We start from the raw sequence: 18,479 nt of genomic DNA on the forward strand, positions 1-18,479 counted from the left end.
GAGAAACAGTGTCTGAATTTACAGCACGCGATATCGATGGCTCGGTAGCCGTCCTTATCCCTTGCTACAATGAAGCGGTAACGATTGCTAAGGTTATCGACGATTTCAAACGCGAGCTTCCCGAAGCCGATATCTACGTCTACGACAACAACTCCTCCGATGGCACGGGCGACATCGCCCGCGAGCACGGGGCTATTGTCCGCACCGAAACGCGACAGGGCAAGGGCAATGTCGTTCGTCAGATGATTCGCGAGATCGACGCCGATTACTACATCATGGTCGATGGCGATGATACGTACCCCGCAGAGGCAGCTGCCTCGCTCATCGAGCCGCTGGTGAACGAACGCGCCGACATGACCGTTGGCGACCGTCTTTCCAACGGCAGCTACGGCGAGGAAAACGACCGTGCGTTCCATGGCCTGGGCAACAACCTGGTCCGTTGGCTCATCAAGGTTATCTACGGCTTCGAATTCCACGACGTCATGACGGGCTACCGCGCATTCAACCGCGTGTTCGCGAAGACCATGCCGGTTATCAGCCCCGCATTCGAAATCGAAACCGAACTCTCCATCCACGCCGTCGACAAGCGTTGGCGTGTCGTAGAAGTGCCCATCGACTACCGCGATCGCCCCGAAGGCAGCTACAGCAAGCTTTCCACGTTTGGCGATGGCTGGAAGGTACTCAAGTGTATCGGCCAGCTGTTCAAGGACTACCGTCCGCTGGCCCTGTTCGGTTGGCTTGCCCTCATCCTGGTAATCATCGGCCTAATCGTGGGCATTCCGGTTATCGGCGAATTCAACTCCACGGGCCAAGTGCCCAGGCTCCCATCGGCCATCGTGGCCGTGGCCTTCGTTGGCGCGGGCATGCTCAGCTTTAGCTGCGGCCTCATCCTCGACACCTCGGTGAACAATCACCGCAAGGATTACGAGATGTCGGTCATCGAAGCATACCGACGCTACGGAAAGAAATCCGAGAAATAAAAACGAAAGGCCAGCAAACGCTGGCCTTTTATTATGCCCTGGAGCCAGTGACAGGACTCGAACCTGCAACCGCCTGATTACAAATCAGATGCGCTACCATTGCGCCACACTGGCACTTCAGAGCAAGCAGTATTATGCCATAGATTCCGTTAAATGACTGAAAAAAGATAATCGACCCCACCTGCTACCTCGCATGACTCTACTATGGAAGAGACAAAGCGAAAGCGACCGCCAAAGGAGATAACGCGTGCTCGAAGCGCTTCAGAACTTCCAAACCGAATTCCCCCTCCTCAATACCATCCTCACGGGTGCGGCTATCTTGCTTGCCACCTGGGTCATCGAACGAATCGTGCGACGCATCATCATGCACATTGGCCGCAACGACAACATCGATTTGCCCGCAGGATCCATCTTCGCGAACATCGCACGTGTGGCGCTGTGGCTATTCGGCCTGATCATCGTTGCAAAAGTCTGCTTCGGCTATGACCTTACGGCATTCATCGCAGCCCTGGGCGTTGGAGGCATCGCTCTTTCGCTGGGCCTGCAAGACACCATTGCAAACCTCTTTGGTGGCCTGCAGATCACCCTTGGGCGCATCGTCGATCCTGGCGACTACTTCTACGTAGACAACGCCGTCGCGCGTGTAACCGACGTATCGTGGCGCCACACCACTCTCGTCGACGCCACGGGCAGCACCTACATCGTTCCGAATTCCGTCATGTACAAGAACAAGCTCGTAGAGGCGGGAGAATTCGGGCTGGTCGACGTACCGATCATTCTCGACCCTACGACTAACCTCGACGAATTCACCGAGAAGGTAAAGGAAGCCCTATCCGAAACCTTCACCGAAACCTTGGGCCCATTGGGCATTCGCGTGCTCATGAATGGCATGTCCCTAGGCGGGCTTTCGGGCACCGTCACCGTGGACATCCAACGCGATGCCTATAGCAATGCGGTGGCAGCGAACATGATCTCACGCGCGATTGACCCACTGCTCAAGCAGTACGGAACGAAGGCATATTCGATGCAGTAAAGGAACCCCACAGCCCGAACGACGGAAGCTGCGGGGTTTCCTGCGTACGCTACCGGGCAATGGAGCGAAGGCGCTCCCAGGTGGCATTACGACCCTGAATAACGGATTCTATCTCCTCGTCGCTCAGGGCGCGGAAGCGCGCCTGACGGCGTAGATAATGTTCCACGCTCCCCCATGTATCGCCCTCGGCAAACTCACGCGGATTACGCGAAAGCTTGAAGGAACCGCCCGCAACGTCGCTCACGGCAGGCCCGCGATATTCCGCCAGATACCAGAGACCGCAATCTACCACTTCCTTGGCTATGTCGATGGTCTCGTCGACGCCGCAGCCCCAACCTGTTGGGCAAGGGGCAATCACGTGGATGAAGCGCGTGCCCTTCACCGACTTCGCCACGTCGACCTTGCGAATAAAGTCATTGAGATAGCCAATGCTCGCGGTAGCCGCATAGGGAATGCCATGCGCGGCAACGATCTCGAACAGGTTCTTCTTTTCCGTAAGGCAACCATGCGCATTGCGACCAGCGGGCGTGGTAGTGGTCTTGGCGCCAAAGGGCGTAAGCGAGCTCTTTTGAATGCCCGTATTCATATACGCTTCGTTGTCATAGCAGATATACAGAATATCGTCGTTGCGATCGATGGCGCCCGAAAGCGCCTGCAGACCGATATCGGCCGTGCCGCCATCGCCCGCAAAGCCCACGACCGTGCAGTCATCGGGCTTAATTCCCTGAGCCCGAAGCCCCGCTTCGATACCGGAAAGAACGGCAGCGGTTGCCGCAAAAGGGGTGATCATGGCGTTATTCGCGAAACACAGCTGGGGGAAGTTGAACCCAACGGCACTCATGCATCCAGCGGGAAGCGCCGCAACGGCATGGGGACCCAGGACCTTGAGCGCCTGGCGCAGCACCAGCGAACCGCCACAGCCAGCACAGGCCTTGTGCCCAAAGAAGAACTCATCATCGGTAATGGTCTTGGCAGTAATAGCCATTAGAGCACCTCCCCTTCATCTTCCACGCGCAGGAAGGTAACCGGGGGAACATCTCCACCCTCGGCGACCTTCTGCAGACCTGCGAAGATACCATGCATATCCTCGCGCGAAATGTCGTCGCCACCCAGGCCGCCCACGAAGTTGCGCGTCGGAACGGAAACGCCTGCACGCTGAAGTGCGGAATTCACGTTCGTGAACACTGTGCCCTCGGCGCCAAACGAAATATCCTTTTCAAGCACGCCCACGCAAGCAGCACCCGAAAGAACCTCGCAAAGCGCTTCGTACGGGAAGGGCCTCATATAGCGAATGCGCACGGAGCCAGCCTTCACGCCTTCAGCCCTTAGCTCGCGCACCACCTCTTCGGCGAGGCCGGAAATGGTCCCCAGCGTAACCAATACGAAATCGGCATCCTCGCATGCGTACGGTTCGATGGCGCCCGTATACGTACGACCGAATATAGCGGCAAACTCAGCTTCCACCTGCCCTATCACGGAAAGCGCACTGCACATGTCCTCATGCGCGCGATACTTGTAGTACCGGTTGTACGCTGGCCCCGCCGAATACCCGATGTTCACGGGATGGTCGAAATCAAAGCGATTCGCAGTAGCGTACGGCGGAAGGAAGGCATCAGCAGCTTCCTGCGTGGGAACATGCACCTGCTCGTATGTATGCGTAAGGGCAAACCCGTCGAGATTCACCATAACCGGCGTGGCAACACGCGGGTCTTCGGCTATGCGATACGCCATAAGGGCCAGGTCAAGCGCCTCTTGGGCATCGCGCGCGTACACCTGGATCCAGCCATGGTCGAGCAGGCTCAAAGAATCGCGCTGATCGCCATAGATGTTCCAAGGCAGGCACGTTGCCCTGTTCGCATTCATCATGACAATAGGGAACCGGCCACCAGCGGCATACGTAAGACATTCCGCCATGTAGAGCAGGCCCTGGCTGCTCGTTGCGGTGAACGTACGCGCACCCGTGGCAGCAGCGCCAATGGCCGCAGAAAGGGCCGTATGCTCGCTTTCCACATGCAGGTATTCCGCCACCAGGTCGCCACGCTCCACCATTTCGGAAAGACGTTCGACCACGACGGTCTGCGGCGTAATGGGATACGCGGAAATGACCTGGGGCCGAGCAAGGCGCACGCCCTCGGCGAAGGCCTCATCACCTGAAAGGAAACGCTTATCGCTCATCGTCGCATCCTTTCTCGGGAACCATCGCAAGAGCCTCGAAACGACACACGGTAACGCAAATACCGCAGCCTTTGCAGAAATCCAAGTCAACAAAGAGAGAAGGCTGGGCACTCCCCTCTTCTGCATGGGTCTTGCGAATCGCCCCATCGGGGCAGTACATATAGCATTGCAGGCACGACGTGCACGAATTGGCATTGATCACCGGACGCTGTTGACGCCATCCGGCATTGCGTTCCACCAGATGACCGGCCTCGAAGCATGTCGAACGGTCGAATTGCGCAGGTACGCATTCCCATTGGCGAAGCGTGGGAATGACGATTCCGCTCTGTTTTGAAGAAATGCCCATTATGCGTTACCTCCATCTTCGCCCGCGGCCAGAACGGCATCGACAACCGCAAGGTTCTTCGCATGCAACTTCGCGGGCATGTAATGCTCAATCGACCAGGCAAGTGCATCGCGGCCGAACCCATCGACCAGGCAGGTGAGCTTGGCCAGCAGCGCCGTATTGGGAATGGCGCGGCCGAGTATCCTCTGGGATACCCCATCCGCATCAACCGTAACGATGCGCGCATCATCAAATGAACGCACGCTATTGACCAGGGCGAAACCACCAGGCTTCAATTCCTCATCCCAGCCCTCGTCGAAAAGCGTGTCGTCGAGGTAGACCACGATGTCGGCCCGAGTGCATGCGCTCCTATCGCCAATGGGGGCATCGTCAAGTTTCGTAAACGCACGCATGGGAGCGCCACGTCGTTCGGGACCGAACGAGGGAAAGGCAAGCGCGTGTTTGCCATCGGGAGCGCTATACCCCGCAGCAAGCAAGCGCGCAGCAGTGAAGGCACCCTGTCCGCCCCTTCCATGCCATATGACTTCAATCACTATGATTCCTTCCAGAAACCGCCAACCCCAGATTGCCAAAGGGGCGACGCCGATGAATACCGGCGCCGCCCAGGTGCATACGTTAGCGGAAACGTTCGAATTTAGAACTGCACGTAACGGGAGAGGTTCTTCGTAAGGCTATCGACGAACACCTTGCTGAGGCCCTCGATCTGCTCGCCCCTGCGCGCAATGTAGCCGAGCTTCAGCGTAACGTCGGTCTCGAGCGGCAACGTTTGCAGCAGGCTGCCGTCGGTAATGCCCACCAGGATGCCACTCGTGATAGTGTAGCCATTCACCGCGCAAATGAGCTCGGTGAGGCTGGCACGATCAGTAGTGGCGATGCGCTTGGTTCGCGGCACGTTAGCCAAAGCCTCCTCGTAGAACGCGTAGGAATCGCCTTTTTCCTGCTCGAAGTACACGTAGGGATAATCTTCCAGATCTTCGATGCGCAGGCTTGCCGCGTTGGAAAGCGGATGGCTAGCCGGAAGCGCCACATAAGGCTTGCTGCTGATGATGGGCGTGAACTCCAAGCCAGATTCCTCCAGCGTATGATTCAGCTCATCGGCGTTCTCAGTGGTCTCGAAGATGACGCCCAAATGGCTACGGCCGCTGTAGACATCCTCGATGACGCTACGCGTGGTGCCATTGCGGAACGCATACGAATATTCGACACCGCCGCCAGCGAGCACGGTATGGGCAAACGCCTGAACGCTGAATAGATAATGCTGACCCGATACAGTGAATTTCTTAGCCATAATAACTCCCTGATCCTTCGTTCAACCCATTAGTTGTTTTCACGTTCGTCGATGAAGCGCGAAGCCTTATGTTCGCTCGAAACGCCCAGCTTGCCAGCGTCGAACACGATGACCTTTGCGGGACGCACGCCCGTGTGGGCCTTCAGCGCCTGTTCGACGCGCTTCGAAACGGCATCGTATGCCTCATCGGAGCCCTGCGCACGCTCGACGGAAACCTCGTAGCGCGTGGTGTAGTTCTCATTGTAAACGCGAATGGAGTATTCGCCGGTGAGACCACGCTCGGCACGTACGACATACTCTACGTCGGAGGGGAACACATTCACGGCACCAACGATAAACATCTCGTCCTTGCGACCGGTAACGTGAATGCGAGCATGGGTACGACCGCATTCGCATTTTTCGGTGCTCACGTAGCCAATGTCACCCGTACGGAAGCGAATCATGGGACGAGCCTTCTTCATGAGCGTGGTGTACACCAGTTCGCCCTTGCTGCCCGGGGCAAGCACTTCGCCCGTAACGGGATCCACCGTCTCGACCAGAATCTGATCTTCCACGATGTGCAGGCCGTCCTTGGCCTCGCACATGGCAGCGCACGCACCGTAGATGTCGGACAGGCCGAAGAAGTCGACGACCTTCGCGCCCCACATCTCCTCGATGGCCTCGCGCGTGCTCTTGATAGAGCCGCCGGGCTCGCCCGCAACGATGATGGTGTGGATGCTGAAGTCCTTCTTGGGGTCGAGGCCCTTGGCCTTGGCCTTCTCGCCCAGGGCCCATGCGTACGAGGGGCTCGTCCAGATGACGGTGGGCTGATAGTGCTGAAGCACGAACATGAGACGATCGCTGGGGACGGCACCAACCCAGATGGCCGTAGCGCCCAGGCGCTGAGCGCCGATTACGTCGGGGCCGCCAACGTACAGGGCAAAGTTCAGACCATGAACGTAACGGTCGTTCGGACGCATACCAGCCTGCCAGAACAGACGCGCCTCGGTGTCCTGCCACAAATCGAAGTCCTCCTGCGTGAAGGGGCTTACCGTGGGAACGCCCGTGGAGCCAGAGGAAGTCGCCATGAAGACGACGTCGTCTTCGGGAACGGAGCACATCTCGCCGAAGAAGGTGCCAACATGCTGGGTATCGCGCTCCGTCTGCTTGTTGATGAAGGGAAGCTTCTGAATGTCGCTAAGCGTCTTGATGTCCTCGGGGGCAACGCCGGCCTCGTCGAAGCTACGATGGTAGTACACGGTATTGTCGTAGGCGTACTTCACCATTTCCTGAAGACGCTCGAGCTGAAGCTTCTCAAGCTCGGGGCGCGGCATGCACTCGATTTCGGGATCGTAGTATTTCTGATCGTACGGGATGTTCTTTTTCGCCATGCCTAGCTCCTTATCGATATTGCATAACACGCCAAAGCGTTTTGTCTGACGTATATGTATGATTTCATGAGTTAAATGCCGATGCAATAGATAGCGTATTGGGTATAAGCGAGTTCTCGCTATCGCTATTATAGATAGCAAAATCACCTTTGAGCGGTTACACTTCTAACAAAGCGATTCACGCCAAAAGGAGTGCGAAGATGACGCTGCAGCAACTGCGTTACATACTGGCCGTAGCAGAATACGGCTCCATCAACGCCGCGGCCACGCGGCTCTATTCATCGCAGAGCAACCTATCCACTGCCATCAAGGACCTTGAAAGCGAACTGGGCATTTCCATCTTTCGTCGCAGCAATCGCGGGGTTACGCTCACCAACGAGGGCACCGAGCTTTTAGGCTACGCACGACAGGTAATCACACAAGCAGACCTGCTGGAAGCACGCTATAGTCACGACGATTCCGACCAGGCCCGTTTGGCGGTATCCACGCAGCATTACTCGTTTTCCGTGGAAGCATTCGTACGCACGCTGGAAGAATGCGGTGGCGACGAATACGAGTTCGTTCTCCGCGAGACGGGCACCTTGCAGATCATCGAGGACGTGAAGGAGTTCCGCAGCGAAATCGGTATCCTATACACCGATAACTACAATCAGCGCGTGCTCTGGAAGGCGTTCGATGACGCGCATCTCATGTTCTACCCACTCTTTGAGACACCCGTGCACGTGTTCGTGGGAGAGCATCACCCGTTAGCGAAACGGAAGACGATTCAGCCTGGCGACCTGGCTGAATATCCGCGGTATTCGTTCTTGCAGGACGAGCGAAACTCCTTCTACTATTCCGAGGAACCGTTCGCCTACCTGCCCCACGCGAAGAACGTGCGCATCACCGACCGCGGAACGCTCGCGAACCTACTTGCAAGCTGCAACGGCTACACCATTTCAACGGGCCTGCTTTCCAGCGAAATGTACACGGGCATTGCGAGCATCCCGCTGGAAACGAAGGAGACCATGAAGGTAGGCTACGTAATCCACCAGGGCCGCGATACGGGCTGGCTGCTCCATTCGTATATAGCGAACCTGAAGAAGCTCATCGCCGCCTGCCCCGACGTAACGAGCTACGTAAGCTAGAGCAGCGACTGAGGGTCCACGTCAATCGCGACGCTCACCGTGCTCTGGGCCTTGCGAGCGCGAAAGACGGGAGCCAGCACCGTGGCGATATCGGACCCAAGCGGCGCCTTCACGCTAATGTGATAGCGATAGTTGCCACGCAAACGCGAAAGCACGCATGGCACCGGAGGCAACATGAGCCAATCGCCCACGGCTACCTTCGATAGCTGGTCACGTAGCTGCTCGTACAGTTGAATGGCGTGATCGCGCACTTCCCCTTCGTTCTTGCCCCAAATGCGTACGTCGGCCAAGCGCACGTACGGAGGATATTGCAGGGCCTTTCGCTTGGGGAGCTCGTCCTTCAGGAATGCTGCGCGATCGTAACGGGCAGCGGCGCGTATGGCGGCAGACGACGCGTTATACGTTTGCACGATGACGCGGCCCGGCAAATCGGCGCGGCCCGCACGCCCCGCAACCTGCTGAATCAAGTCGAACGTACGCTCCCCCGAACGAAAATCGGGAAGGCGCAACTGCGTATCGGCATTGATGACGCCCACGAGCGTCACGTCGTCGAAGTCGAGCCCCTTTGCAATCATCTGGGTACCCAGCAAAACGGCGGCATCAGCTGAGGCAAAGCGCTCGAGCAACGCACGATGAGCACCCTTGCGCGACGTCGTGTCGGCGTCCATGCGAATGAGATCGACGACGATGCCGTCTTCGGAAATAGGCATGGGCGAAGACGCTTCCGCATCGGAAGAGCACGTGACGTGGTAGCGGGATCCAAACGCCTCGATTGTTCCCCGTAGCTCGGCTTCCACGCGCTGCGTGCCCGCGCCAAACTTCTTCAAGTAGGGGCTACCGCATTCGGGGCACAGCGCTGGTGCCGCCATGGTGTAGCCGCAATGATGGCACACCAGGGAAGAGCCGCGCTCATGATAGGTAAGCGACGTAGAGCAGCTGGGGCACGTGGGCACGAACCCGCATTCGCGACAAAGCAGAAACGAGGCGAAGCCACGCTGGTTGAGCATGAGAACGGCCTTGCGACCTTGGTCTATGGTCTCCTTCAGGGCGTTCTGCAACTTGCGAGAGAACATGGAACGACTGCCGCTGCCAAATTCATTCGCCATGTCCACGACATCGACGTGCGGCATGGGCTTGCCGTTCGCGCGTTCAGGAAGCTCGACGCAAGACCACGCATCATCGAAATGGACGCGATGGAGCGTTTCGATGGAAGGCGTGGCACTACCCAAAACGAGCGCACCGCCCACATGCTGGGCCATCCACGCAGCTACGTCACGCGAGACGTAGCGCGGGGCCTGGTCTTGCTTATACGAACCTTCGTGCTCCTCGTCGATGACGATGAGGCCAAGATTCGCAAGCGGAGAGAAGAGCGCACTACGGGCGCCCACAACGACGCGCGCATTGCCCGAGCGAATGAAATCCCACTGGTCGTAGCGTTCCCCCACGCTCATGCGCGAATGAAGCACAGCGACCATATCGCCGAACCTGCCCCTGAAGCGAGCAACCGTCTGTGGCGTAAGGGAGATCTCGGGCACGAGGACGATAGCCGTCTGCCCCGCCTTGATAACCCGTTCAATGGCCTGCAGGTAGACTTCCGTCTTTCCCGAGCCCGTAACGCCATCCACGAGCACAACGCGCCCGCAATGGGCATTGTAAGCCCGCTCGATTTCGGCAAGCGCGCGCTCTTGCCCCTCGGTAAGCTTCGGTTTGGCAGTGGGTTCGAAGGCAACAGAACGATAGTCCATCTGCGCGGCCGCGCCATCAACGCGCTCCATGCCACGCATGCGACGACGCGATTCCACCGCAAGCACGCCCCGTTTCTCAAGGGACTTAAGCACGCTCGAAACCGATCCGTATTCCGCAGTGAGCTCGGCAACGCGCAGCTCGCCCGCGGAAAGCGCTTGAAGAATGGCCTCTTGCTTGACCGCTCCCTTGCGTGGGGTAAATTCAGCCGCTGCCGGCAGAAGCCGCACCCAACGATCATCGACTTCCCCAACCGTAGGCTGCTCCAAGCGCCAGCCATGAGCACCTCGCACCATGCGAGGAACGCCACCGGGCGGCGTGAACAGACGAACGCAGCTGGAAAGCGGTGCGACATAGCGATTGGCAAGGAATTCCGCACATGCGGCGCCGTTCTCATCGAAGAAGGGCTTGCTGAGGACGGATGCAATGGGCTTAAGCTTTGACGCCTTGCAACCAGCGTCGGCCTCGAGCGAAGCAAGGTCGTCTTCCGCATATTCGCTCACGCGCATAACGAAGCCAACGGCCTGCCGGCCGCCAAACGGCACCAGAACAGAGCACCCGACCTGGAAATCATCCAGATGATCGGGTGCAATGTAGGTGTAAGCGCTATCGAGCGCCTGAGTTGGTATGTCGAGGACTACCTGCGCAGTGCGCATGGACTACAGCCCGCAAGCAGCACGCAATTCGTCGACCTTGTTCGTGGCTTCCCACGTAAACTCGGGAAGCTCGCGGCCAAAATGGCCATATGCGGACGTCTTGCGGAAGATGGGGCGGCGCAGATCGAGGGCATCGATGATGGCAGCCGGACGCAGGTCGAAGACCTGGCTGACGGCAGCTTCGATCTTTTCGATTTTCACCGTGTTGGTACCAAACGTTTCCACCAGGATGGAAAGGGGACGCGCCACGCCAATGGCGTAAGCGAGCTCGATTTCGCACTTACTTGCCAAGCCCGCAGCCACGATGTTCTTGGCAACCCAACGAGCAGCATATGCAGCGGAACGGTCGACCTTGGTGGCATCCTTGCCGCTGAACGCGCCGCCGCCGTGGCGACCCATGCCGCCGTAGGTGTCGACGATAATCTTGCGGCCGGTGAGGCCCGTATCACCCATGGGGCCACCCACGACGAACCTACCCGTGGGGTTCACGAAAACCTCGGCTCCTTCCCAAGCGACGCCCTCGCGCTCGAATACGGGAGCAATAACATGCTCAATAAGGTCGGCCTTGATCTGCGGCGTTTCCACTTCGGGGGCATGCTGCGTAGAGATGAGCACCTTTTCGACGCCCACCGGCTTGTCGTCGACATAGCGAACGGTGACCTGCGTCTTTCCGTCGGGACGCAGATACGGCAGCTCGCCGTTCTTGCGTACCTCGGTAAGACGCTCGGAAAGACGATGCGCCAGGAAGATGGGCATGGGCATAAGCGTGCTGGTTTCGTTGCACGCGTAGCCAAACATCACGCCCTGGTCGCCAGCGCCAATGGTGTCGTACGGATCGTTTTCGGCGGCTTCGCCATGCTGCGCCTCGTAGCTTTCGTCGACGCCAGCAGCGATATCGGCAGACTGCGCGTGCATGTAGTTGGCAACAGCGCACGTTTCAGCGTCGAAGCCCATGTCGGAACCCGTGTAACCAATTTCGCGCACGACATCACGCACGATGGAGTCCACGTCGACGTACGCCTGGGTGCGAACCTCGCCCATAACGGTAATGATGCCCGTGGTGGTGAACGTCTCGATGGCGGTGCGCACCTCGTTGATGTCGGCAGCGGTACCACTGTTGGGCGAAACGTAACCAGCTTCCTGAAGGGCGGCTTCGCGCTCGAGGATGGCATCGAGGATGGCATCGGAGACCTGGTCGCAAATCTTGTCGGGATGTCCCTCCGTGACCGATTCGCTCGTAAACAGGTAGGAACGACCCTGGGTTTCATTCGCCATGGAACTATCTCCTTCGTAAGTAGCGGCGGATGGGCTCTACGCCCGTATTTTTTCTTGCGTGCAATGATACACTTTTACGGAAAAAACCATTCGAACTTTTCGGAGAGAACCCATGACGCTGAACAAACAGTACACCAATGAGTTTACGAGGATAATCGAGCAGCTCGATGGCGATATAGACAGCCGTCGCGCTGCATTCGCATACATGGAGAATTCCACGGCCATCGTGCACTACGAACTCGCCGAATCCTCGTTCGTGCCGCGCCTGTTCGACCGCGCCACCTATGACGAGATGAAGCACGTAGCGGAAACAACGCACACCATCTGCGAAAAGGTCATGCGCCATTATCTGGACGACGCAGACTATCGCCAGATCTTCAAATACGACGAGCGCCTGGCGGATCTCATTATGATTCCCCAGCGCTATGATGCACTGCTCCCCTTCGCCCGCTTCGACATTTTCCTGAACGAAGACGACCTGACCAGTGGATTTTGCGAGCTAAATGCCGACGGATCCTCGGGAATGAACGAAGACCGCGAGCTAAACATCTCGCTCGCGAACAGCAAGACCATGCGGGAATTCAAGAAGAACCATACCATGCAGACAAGCGATCTGTTCTACCCTTGGGTCGACGAGTTCATCCGCATCTACAACACGTTCGAGAACCGCGTCGAACATCCTACGTTCGCAATCGTGGACTTCATGGAGAACGCAGTGGTCGACGAATTCAAGGTGTACTGCACCTACTTCGCGCAGCGCGGATACCCTTGCATCGTTGCCGATGTGCGCGACCTGGTCTTCGAAGACGGCGTGCTCCGCACGAAGTCTGGTCGCCGCGTCGATGCCATCTGGCGTCGCAGCGTCACCAACGACATCCTGAACCACTGGGACGAAAGCCAGCCGCTCATCGAAGCCACCCGTGCGGGAGCCGTGGCGCTCATCGGAAGCTTCGCGGGCCACATCGTTCATGACAAGCAGATCTTCGACGCGCTCTTTCATCCGAAGACGCGCGCGTTCCTTACGCAGGAGGAATGCGATTTCGTTGACGCCCACGTTCCGCAGACGAAGTTCCTCGACGACGCTCACATCAATTTGGACGAAGTGCGCGCGAACAAGGACAGCTGGATCATCAAGCCCACCGATCAGTATGGCGCCGCCGACGTCTACGCAGGCCAGATGCATACCCAAGAGGAATGGGAAGCCATCGTGAGCAAATTCGCGAATGGCGCCGCTGGCGCACCCTTCCTGGTGCAGACGTATCTCACGCCCTACGAGACCGACGTGCTGCCCATCGTTCCCGACATGCTGGAGCGCGATGCCGCCGACATTCCGCGTCAGCTGAGGCCCTACAAGAACCTGAATGGCCTCTACGTGTTCAACGGAACCTTCGCGGGCGTGTTCAGCCGCCTGGGGCCAAATGCCATCATCAGCAATCCCATGGGCGACCTTACGAGCGCAACCATCTGGGTCGACTGCGACCTATAACCGAAACGAGCAATTCAAGAACATGAGCAAATCGAACGAGTCTTCCCCGCTATCCACGTTCGTCGCAAACGTGGCATCCATCGTGTGCTGCGTTTGTCTTGCGGCAACATACCTGTTCGCAGGCTATGTGGCCTGCGCAGCGCAGCCCACGACGCGCCTGCTAGCCCAAAACACGTGCAGCGCAGACGCTTCGCCCTACACCTACGACCAGCTCGTGCAGCTTGCCGTCGCCACGCGCGACTACACGGTCGAAGGCCACGACGGTCTGCTTTCCGACGCCAAGGAGCTGCTCGCCTCGCGCGTGGTGAGCGCCGCGCAAGAAGCAAGCAGCGAGGGGTCGCAGAAGGCGTCCACATGGACGCGGGTGACGAACTCCGTAAACCTGAGCAGCGAAGACGATAGCCTGCAAACCATGTACGCCATGGCAAGCATATCCGATGCCTACGGGCTCGACGAAGACGCCATGAGCCATCTGGAAGACTGCAACGCGCTCATCACCAAGGCGGTACCCGTATTCATGGGCATAGCCATCGTTGCGCTCATCCTTGCCGTCATGCTGCGCAACAACAAGAAACTGCTAGGACGTGCGCTCAGCTGGGGCGGAACCCTCGTGCTCACGCCTCTGTTCTTCTGCGGCATCTGGTCCATCTACAATTTCGACGCCTTCTTCGCCTTCTTCCACGAAGTGCTCTTCCCCCAGGGGAATTGGACGTTCTCGGAAAGCAGCTTGCTCATTAGCATGCTCCCCGAGGGATTTTGGATGGGCATGGGCGCCCTGTGGTTGGCTGTCACGGCAACCGCATGTATCATTTCGATTGTTCTCGGCGGCCGCATGAAGAGGCATGCCGCATAACTCCGTTATATCGCCGCGCCATTCGCGGCATAGCATATGAAGGAAGGCACTATGACAGCATCAGAAGTACGCGTACGTTTCGCACCAAGCCCCACCGGCAAGCTCCACATCGGTGGCGCCCGCACGGCCATCTACAACTGGGCCTTTGCGCGTGCGATGGGCGGAACGTTCGTGCTTCGCATCGAAGACACCGACCCCACGCGCTCCACCGAGGAAAACACCCAGATTATCCTGCGCGCCATGCGCTGGCTGGGCCTGGATTGGGACGAAGGCCCCGAAGCGGGCGGCGAATATGGCCCCTACACGCAAACGGAGCGCCTGGACACGTACCGCGAAGCCCTCGAGAAGCTGAAGGCGGAAGGCAAGGTCTACCCCTGCTTCTGCTCGAAGGAAGAGCTCGACGCCAAGCGCGCCGCCGCCGAGCAGAACGGCCAGGCGTACTGCGGCTATGACCGCACCTGCCGCGACATCGACCCCGAAGAGGCTCAACGCCGCATCGACGCAGGCGAAGAGCACGTATGGCGCCTAAAGGTCCCCGCCGACCACGGCCCCATCACCTTCGAGGATGCCGTGTACGGCCCCATGGAGTTCCCCGCCGATGTCATGGACGACCTCATCCTGGTGCGCTCCGACGGTAGCCCCACGTACAACTTCGCCGTCGTCTGCGACGATGCCAACATGCGCATCACGCACGTCATCCGTGGCGACGATCACCTGTCCAACACCCCGCGCCAGATCCTCATTTACGAAGCCCTGGGCTATCCTACGCCCACCTTCGCACATCTGTCGATGATCCTGGGCGGAGACGGAAAGAAGCTCTCGAAGCGCCATGGCGCAACGAGCGTGGAAGAGTACCGCGACCGCGGCTACCTGCCCGACACCATGGTGAACTTCCTGGCGCTTCTGGGCTGGAGCCTCGACGGCGAAACCACCATCATTCCGCGCGACGTTCTCTGCCGCGAGTTCTCGCTCGAGCGCATCACGAAGAAGGATGCCGTATTCGACGAGACGAAGCTGAACTGGATGAACGGCCAGTACATTCAGCATATGGGCGCAAGCGAATGGCTGAAGGCCGCGCGCTCCTGGCTGGTGCAGGCCGGTGCCACCGAAGCCGATATCGACGCCGACCCCGAGCGCTTCATGAAGATGTACGCGCTTGTCGCCGAGCGCCTGCAGCGCTTCGACGAACTGCCCGAAAAGCTTGCGTACCTGTTCTGGGGGCCCGAAGTCACGCTCGACGAAAAGAGCGTGAAGAAGGTGCTGCTGAAGGAAGGCGCTCGCGCCGAGGAAGCGCTGCGCGCCGCTCGCGACATCATCGCCGACGAGTCCATCGCCTGGGAATGTGACCCGCTGCAGGATACCGTTCGCGGCCTATGCGAAAAGCTCGACATGAAGGCGAAGTTCGTCTTCCAGCCAATCCGCGTTGCCATCTGCGGCAACATGGTTTCGCCCCCGCTCTTCGAAAGCGTGGAGCTCATGGACCGCGCCGACGTGGTCGCCCGTATCGACACAACCCTGAAAGAAGTCTTCGGTGCATAAACTCGTTGTCGTAAACGAATACTGCACGCGCCAGGCAGGCTCAGATTGCGCACGCTGCGAGCACGCATGCCCGCATGGAGCAATCAGCCTGCCCGAAGGCAACGCCGCGCCCGTCGTAGACCACGACGTCTGCAATGGATGCGGCATTTGCTTTGGCGTATGCGACGCGTTCGCCAGCACGCATCTCACCATGAACGACTTGCACGCACGCATTCGCCGCATCGCCACAAGCGGGCGCAGGGCATACCTTACGTGCAAGGAGAATATCTTTCCCGACCTGCACATCGACACGAACGTCGTGGTGCTCCCCTGCCTTTCCATGGTTCCACCCGAGCTATGGACGCTACTCATGGCCGAAAAGATCAGGCTCACCATCGCCTGCGACCTGAAGTACTGCGAAGACTGCGATCGCGCAGGCGAAATAGGCGGCGAGCTCTTCCCCCGCGCCATCGAGATTGCCGAACAGCGCACGGGAGAAAACGTCCTGTTCAGCTATAGGATTCCCGAAAGCCAGAAGCTTATCGAGAAGTACACCGACGAGGAAGACCCCACAGACCGCCGCGCCGCGTTCACCGGCCTGCTTTCCGATGTAGGGGAAATCGCCAGCGGCAAACGTCGCCTGCGAAACTCCGAGGTGCTGCAAGACTATTACGCAAAGAAGGAACGCGCCCGCGCCGTAGCGCGCCTGAACCTCTCCGAAAATAGCCCCTTTGCGGATTTCACGCCCGAAGGACGCCAGAAGCATACGCTCTTCCCACGCCAGAAGATGCTGCTGGAAGCCGTGGAGCGTCGGCATGATATCGCCGCCGAGATTCCCGTGGGCATATCGAAGACCGACTTCGAATACTGCACGGGTGCCGGAGCATGCGTTGCCGCCTGCCCCACGGGCGCTCGGTCGCTCGACCAGGAAACGGGCAAGCCCGAAGTTGACCCCATGTACTGCGTAGGGTGCGGCGCATGCATGAACGCATGCGAGCAAAGCGCGGTGTTCATCGACGAAGCCACGGCGGAAATCTACCTCGACGAGCTCGAGAAGGCATCCGAAGAATCCGCTGAAGCGAAAGCGAAGAAGGAAAAGCACAAGCACGGCCTACACCTAGGACACAAGGAGTAGCAATGGAACACGATGCGTATCTGGAAACCGTCCGCTCCTACTTCGCAGACGACCTGTTCGCGATGAAAACGTCGGGGATACGCATCGTAGATGCAGAGCCGGGAAGCTCGGTTGTAGCGGTAACAGTAGACGAGCGACATCACAACGCCAAGGGCGGCGTAATGGGCGGTCTTTACCTCACGATGGCCGATTTCGCGAGTGCCATTGCCGATTGGGACGAGAACGAGATCAACATGACCGTGTCGAGTTCGATGCAATTCACTGATATGCCAAGGGGAAACGAGCTCATTGCCACGTGCTCGGCGAAGCGCCGCGGTCGCACGATGGGCTTCTACGATATCGATATTTGCGACAGCGAAGGACGCCTGGTGGCACACGGGTCGTACTCGCTCATGCATCGTCCGCTGCCTGCCAATTAAAGCGCTCATCAACGCATACGCAAAAAGGACTCCCATGCCGTTTGGCTGGGAGTCCTTTGCTATAGAACGTAACTACCGACCAGCTAAATGCGATATGACCTCGGCTTCGGGCTTCGTCGCGAAGAACGATGTGGGATGATCAGTCGAAACCGACTTGGCGATGCTCAAGCGGTCACCCGTGCGATACAGCTCGCCAATGCAATAGACCGGCGAGTTGAGTGGGATAACATCCTCCACCAGGCGATATCCGGAAATGGAACCCTGTTGTTGCTGAGGCTGGGAGTACTGCGGCTGATTGTCTTGCCCCATCTGCGACAAGACGGTACCCAGGGCAATGCCCCCGATAAGCGTGCCAATGCCAGAGCCGTAATCGTGATGGCCGTGCGGCATGGGCGCGCCGCCCAGAAAGTCATTGAAGCCGCTAGACAAATCGCTGAATGACGAATCGAGATCGATATCGCCCAGATCGAAATCGAAGCCCGGAGGGGTAAGCCCGAAGACAGCCGACGAAGGCGCAACGGAGCCACCGTGGTCTGCCTGGCCAAACGTGCGGGAGAATTCCGAGTCGGGGCGCTCCACGTGGTCCTTCGAATTCACCAGGAGGACGTTCTCGCCAAAAGAAGCGACGTCGATGTAGACCCGATCGTCGCTGCTGCCATCGGAAAACCAGACGGGGTCGATGGATCGTTCGTGCGCAACGAGCGTTTCGTAGTGCTGACCAGCGCGATTCTCGAGTCGATAGCAACGAACGTCGTAATAGGCGACCTTGCGCTTGCTGTACGGGGCAATGACCCCGCCTTCCGACTGAGACGAACCAACGAGCTCGCAGTAATGACGATACGAAGGCGAAGCGATGCGCAGCTCGTCGAGCACGGAAACGGCATCGACGACGCGTGACGTCTGCATGCTCTTCATGTCCTGCGACATGGTGCTATGGGTTTGGTGCACGCTGGTGGGCGAAACGCTGGGCGCTTCCTTCTTCCCCACCGTGGATTGCCGGATGTAGCCGAACGAAACGACGAAACCGGCAACGATAAGGAAGATGAGGGCGATGGCGATCGTAGATAGGCTCATG

General features: G+C 58.5%; 17 protein-coding genes and 1 tRNA gene. 8 read left to right on the forward strand and 10 right to left on the reverse strand.

What is annotated here, in order from left to right:
- Positions 1-8 precede the first annotated feature (8 nt).
- Positions 9-980 (forward strand): glycosyltransferase family 2 protein, encoded by a 972-nt coding sequence (locus E7002_RS00310; RefSeq protein ID WP_240480551.1) that lies wholly within the window; start codon positions 9-11, stop codon positions 978-980.
- Positions 981-1,019: 39 nt separating this feature from the next.
- On the opposite strand, the gene E7002_RS00315 is transcribed toward E7002_RS00310, so the two are convergent.
- Positions 1,020-1,094: transfer RNA gene (locus tag E7002_RS00315), tRNA-Thr, on the reverse strand.
- Positions 1,095-1,227: 133 nt separating this feature from the next.
- Here E7002_RS00315 and E7002_RS00320 point away from each other — a divergent pair.
- Positions 1,228-2,013 carry a mechanosensitive ion channel family protein gene (locus E7002_RS00320; RefSeq protein WP_303726940.1) on the forward strand — a complete coding sequence of 262 codons (786 nt, stop codon included), beginning with the start codon at positions 1,228-1,230 and terminating at the stop codon, positions 2,011-2,013.
- A gap of 49 nt (positions 2,014-2,062) precedes the next feature.
- Here E7002_RS00320 and E7002_RS00325 read toward each other — a convergent pair whose 3' ends face one another.
- The 6 genes from E7002_RS00325 to E7002_RS00350 all read right to left on the reverse strand — a co-directional run bounded on the left by E7002_RS00325 (position 2,063) and on the right by E7002_RS00350 (position 7,192).
- Positions 2,063-2,998 (reverse strand): thiamine pyrophosphate-dependent enzyme, encoded by a 936-nt coding sequence (locus E7002_RS00325; RefSeq protein WP_303726941.1) that lies wholly within the window; start codon positions 2,996-2,998, stop codon positions 2,063-2,065.
- Positions 2,998-4,188, reverse strand: coding sequence for a pyruvate ferredoxin oxidoreductase (gene porA / locus E7002_RS00330; RefSeq protein ID WP_303726943.1), 1,191 nt, complete (start codon positions 4,186-4,188; stop codon positions 2,998-3,000). The genes E7002_RS00325 and porA overlap by 1 nt, the downstream gene beginning before the upstream one ends.
- Entirely contained in the window at positions 4,178-4,534 is a 357-nt protein-coding gene (locus E7002_RS00335; RefSeq protein WP_303726944.1) for a 4Fe-4S binding protein, read from the reverse strand. Before E7002_RS00335 ends, porA begins: the two co-directional genes overlap by 11 nt.
- On the reverse strand, positions 4,534-5,067 hold the full coding sequence (locus E7002_RS00340; RefSeq protein WP_303726946.1) for a 2-oxoacid:acceptor oxidoreductase family protein: 534 nt from the start codon (positions 5,065-5,067) through the stop codon (positions 4,534-4,536). The genes E7002_RS00335 and E7002_RS00340 overlap by 1 nt, the downstream gene beginning before the upstream one ends.
- Before the next feature lie 101 nt (positions 5,068-5,168).
- Positions 5,169-5,822: a LysR family transcriptional regulator substrate-binding protein gene (locus E7002_RS00345; RefSeq protein ID WP_066662252.1), complete on the reverse strand. Its 654-nt coding sequence runs from the start codon at positions 5,820-5,822 to the stop codon at positions 5,169-5,171.
- A gap of 29 nt (positions 5,823-5,851) precedes the next feature.
- A complete protein-coding gene (locus E7002_RS00350; RefSeq protein ID WP_066662250.1) occupies positions 5,852-7,192 on the reverse strand; it encodes a phenylacetate--CoA ligase family protein in 1,341 nt (446 codons plus the stop codon).
- 200 nt (positions 7,193-7,392) lie between these two features.
- On the opposite strand from E7002_RS00350, the gene E7002_RS00355 reads away from it, so the two are divergent.
- Positions 7,393-8,319 carry a LysR family transcriptional regulator gene (locus E7002_RS00355; protein ID WP_303726947.1) on the forward strand — a complete coding sequence of 309 codons (927 nt, stop codon included), beginning with the start codon at positions 7,393-7,395 and terminating at the stop codon, positions 8,317-8,319.
- Here the strand turns inward: E7002_RS00355 and priA are convergent.
- Entirely contained in the window at positions 8,316-10,718 is a 2,403-nt protein-coding gene (gene priA, locus E7002_RS00360) for a primosomal protein N' (RefSeq protein WP_303726948.1), read from the reverse strand. The genes E7002_RS00355 and priA overlap by 4 nt on opposite strands.
- A 3-nt stretch (positions 10,719-10,721) precedes the next feature.
- Positions 10,722-11,993, reverse strand: a complete 1,272-nt coding sequence (gene metK, locus E7002_RS00365; RefSeq protein WP_303726950.1) for a methionine adenosyltransferase — start codon at positions 11,991-11,993, stop codon at positions 10,722-10,724.
- Positions 11,994-12,105: 112 nt separating this feature from the next.
- On the opposite strand from metK, the gene E7002_RS00370 reads away from it, so the two are divergent.
- From E7002_RS00370 to E7002_RS00390, 5 genes are read left to right on the forward strand one after another with little or no spacing between them, the layout of a single operon-like run.
- Entirely contained in the window at positions 12,106-13,479 is a 1,374-nt protein-coding gene (locus tag E7002_RS00370; protein WP_303726951.1) for a circularly permuted type 2 ATP-grasp protein, read from the forward strand.
- Between the two features lie 22 nt (positions 13,480-13,501).
- Complete coding sequence (locus E7002_RS00375) at positions 13,502-14,332, forward strand: DUF1461 domain-containing protein (protein ID WP_303726952.1); 831 nt, start codon at positions 13,502-13,504, stop codon at positions 14,330-14,332.
- Between the two features lie 51 nt (positions 14,333-14,383).
- Positions 14,384-15,871, forward strand: a complete 1,488-nt coding sequence (gene gltX, locus E7002_RS00380) for a glutamate--tRNA ligase (RefSeq protein WP_303726953.1) — start codon at positions 14,384-14,386, stop codon at positions 15,869-15,871.
- Positions 15,864-16,985 (forward strand): ATP-binding protein, encoded by a 1,122-nt coding sequence (locus tag E7002_RS00385; protein ID WP_303726954.1) that lies wholly within the window; start codon positions 15,864-15,866, stop codon positions 16,983-16,985. Before gltX ends, E7002_RS00385 begins: the two co-directional genes overlap by 8 nt.
- Before the next feature lie 2 nt (positions 16,986-16,987).
- Positions 16,988-17,404, forward strand: a complete 417-nt coding sequence (locus tag E7002_RS00390; RefSeq protein WP_066662216.1) for a PaaI family thioesterase — start codon at positions 16,988-16,990, stop codon at positions 17,402-17,404.
- A 72-nt stretch (positions 17,405-17,476) separates the two neighbouring features.
- Here the strand turns inward: E7002_RS00390 and E7002_RS00395 are convergent, their stop codons facing one another.
- Positions 17,477-18,478, reverse strand: coding sequence for a hypothetical protein (locus tag E7002_RS00395; protein WP_303726955.1), 1,002 nt, complete (start codon positions 18,476-18,478; stop codon positions 17,477-17,479).
- Position 18,479 lies beyond the last annotated feature (1 nt).

This window comes from Denitrobacterium detoxificans, assembly GCF_015062615.1.
Lineage (GTDB): Bacteria > Actinomycetota > Coriobacteriia > Coriobacteriales > Eggerthellaceae > Denitrobacterium > Denitrobacterium detoxificans_A.

Excerpts from the sequence above, each read along its gene's own strand:
- metK (WP_303726950.1), bottom strand. The coding sequence starts at position 11,993 with ATGGCGAATGAAACCCAGGGTCGTTCCTACCTGTTTACGAGCGAATCG.
- E7002_RS00325 (WP_303726941.1), bottom strand. The coding sequence starts at position 2,998 with ATGGCTATTACTGCCAAGACCATTACCGATGATGAGTTCTTCTTTGGG.
- priA (WP_303726948.1), bottom strand. The coding sequence starts at position 10,718 with ATGCGCACTGCGCAGGTAGTCCTCGACATACCAACTCAGGCGCTCGAT.
- E7002_RS00335 (WP_303726944.1), bottom strand. The coding sequence starts at position 4,534 with ATGGGCATTTCTTCAAAACAGAGCGGAATCGTCATTCCCACGCTTCGC.
- E7002_RS00355 (WP_303726947.1), top strand. The coding sequence starts at position 7,393 with ATGACGCTGCAGCAACTGCGTTACATACTGGCCGTAGCAGAATACGGC.
- E7002_RS00345 (WP_066662252.1), bottom strand. The coding sequence starts at position 5,822 with ATGGCTAAGAAATTCACTGTATCGGGTCAGCATTATCTATTCAGCGTT.
- E7002_RS00375 (WP_303726952.1), top strand. The coding sequence starts at position 13,502 with ATGAGCAAATCGAACGAGTCTTCCCCGCTATCCACGTTCGTCGCAAAC.
- gltX (WP_303726953.1), top strand. The coding sequence starts at position 14,384 with ATGACAGCATCAGAAGTACGCGTACGTTTCGCACCAAGCCCCACCGGC.
- E7002_RS00390 (WP_066662216.1), top strand. The coding sequence starts at position 16,988 with ATGGAACACGATGCGTATCTGGAAACCGTCCGCTCCTACTTCGCAGAC.
- E7002_RS00395 (WP_303726955.1), bottom strand. The coding sequence starts at position 18,478 with ATGAGCCTATCTACGATCGCCATCGCCCTCATCTTCCTTATCGTTGCC.
- porA (WP_303726943.1), bottom strand. The coding sequence starts at position 4,188 with ATGAGCGATAAGCGTTTCCTTTCAGGTGATGAGGCCTTCGCCGAGGGC.
- E7002_RS00350 (WP_066662250.1), bottom strand. The coding sequence starts at position 7,192 with ATGGCGAAAAAGAACATCCCGTACGATCAGAAATACTACGATCCCGAA.
- E7002_RS00370 (WP_303726951.1), top strand. The coding sequence starts at position 12,106 with ATGACGCTGAACAAACAGTACACCAATGAGTTTACGAGGATAATCGAG.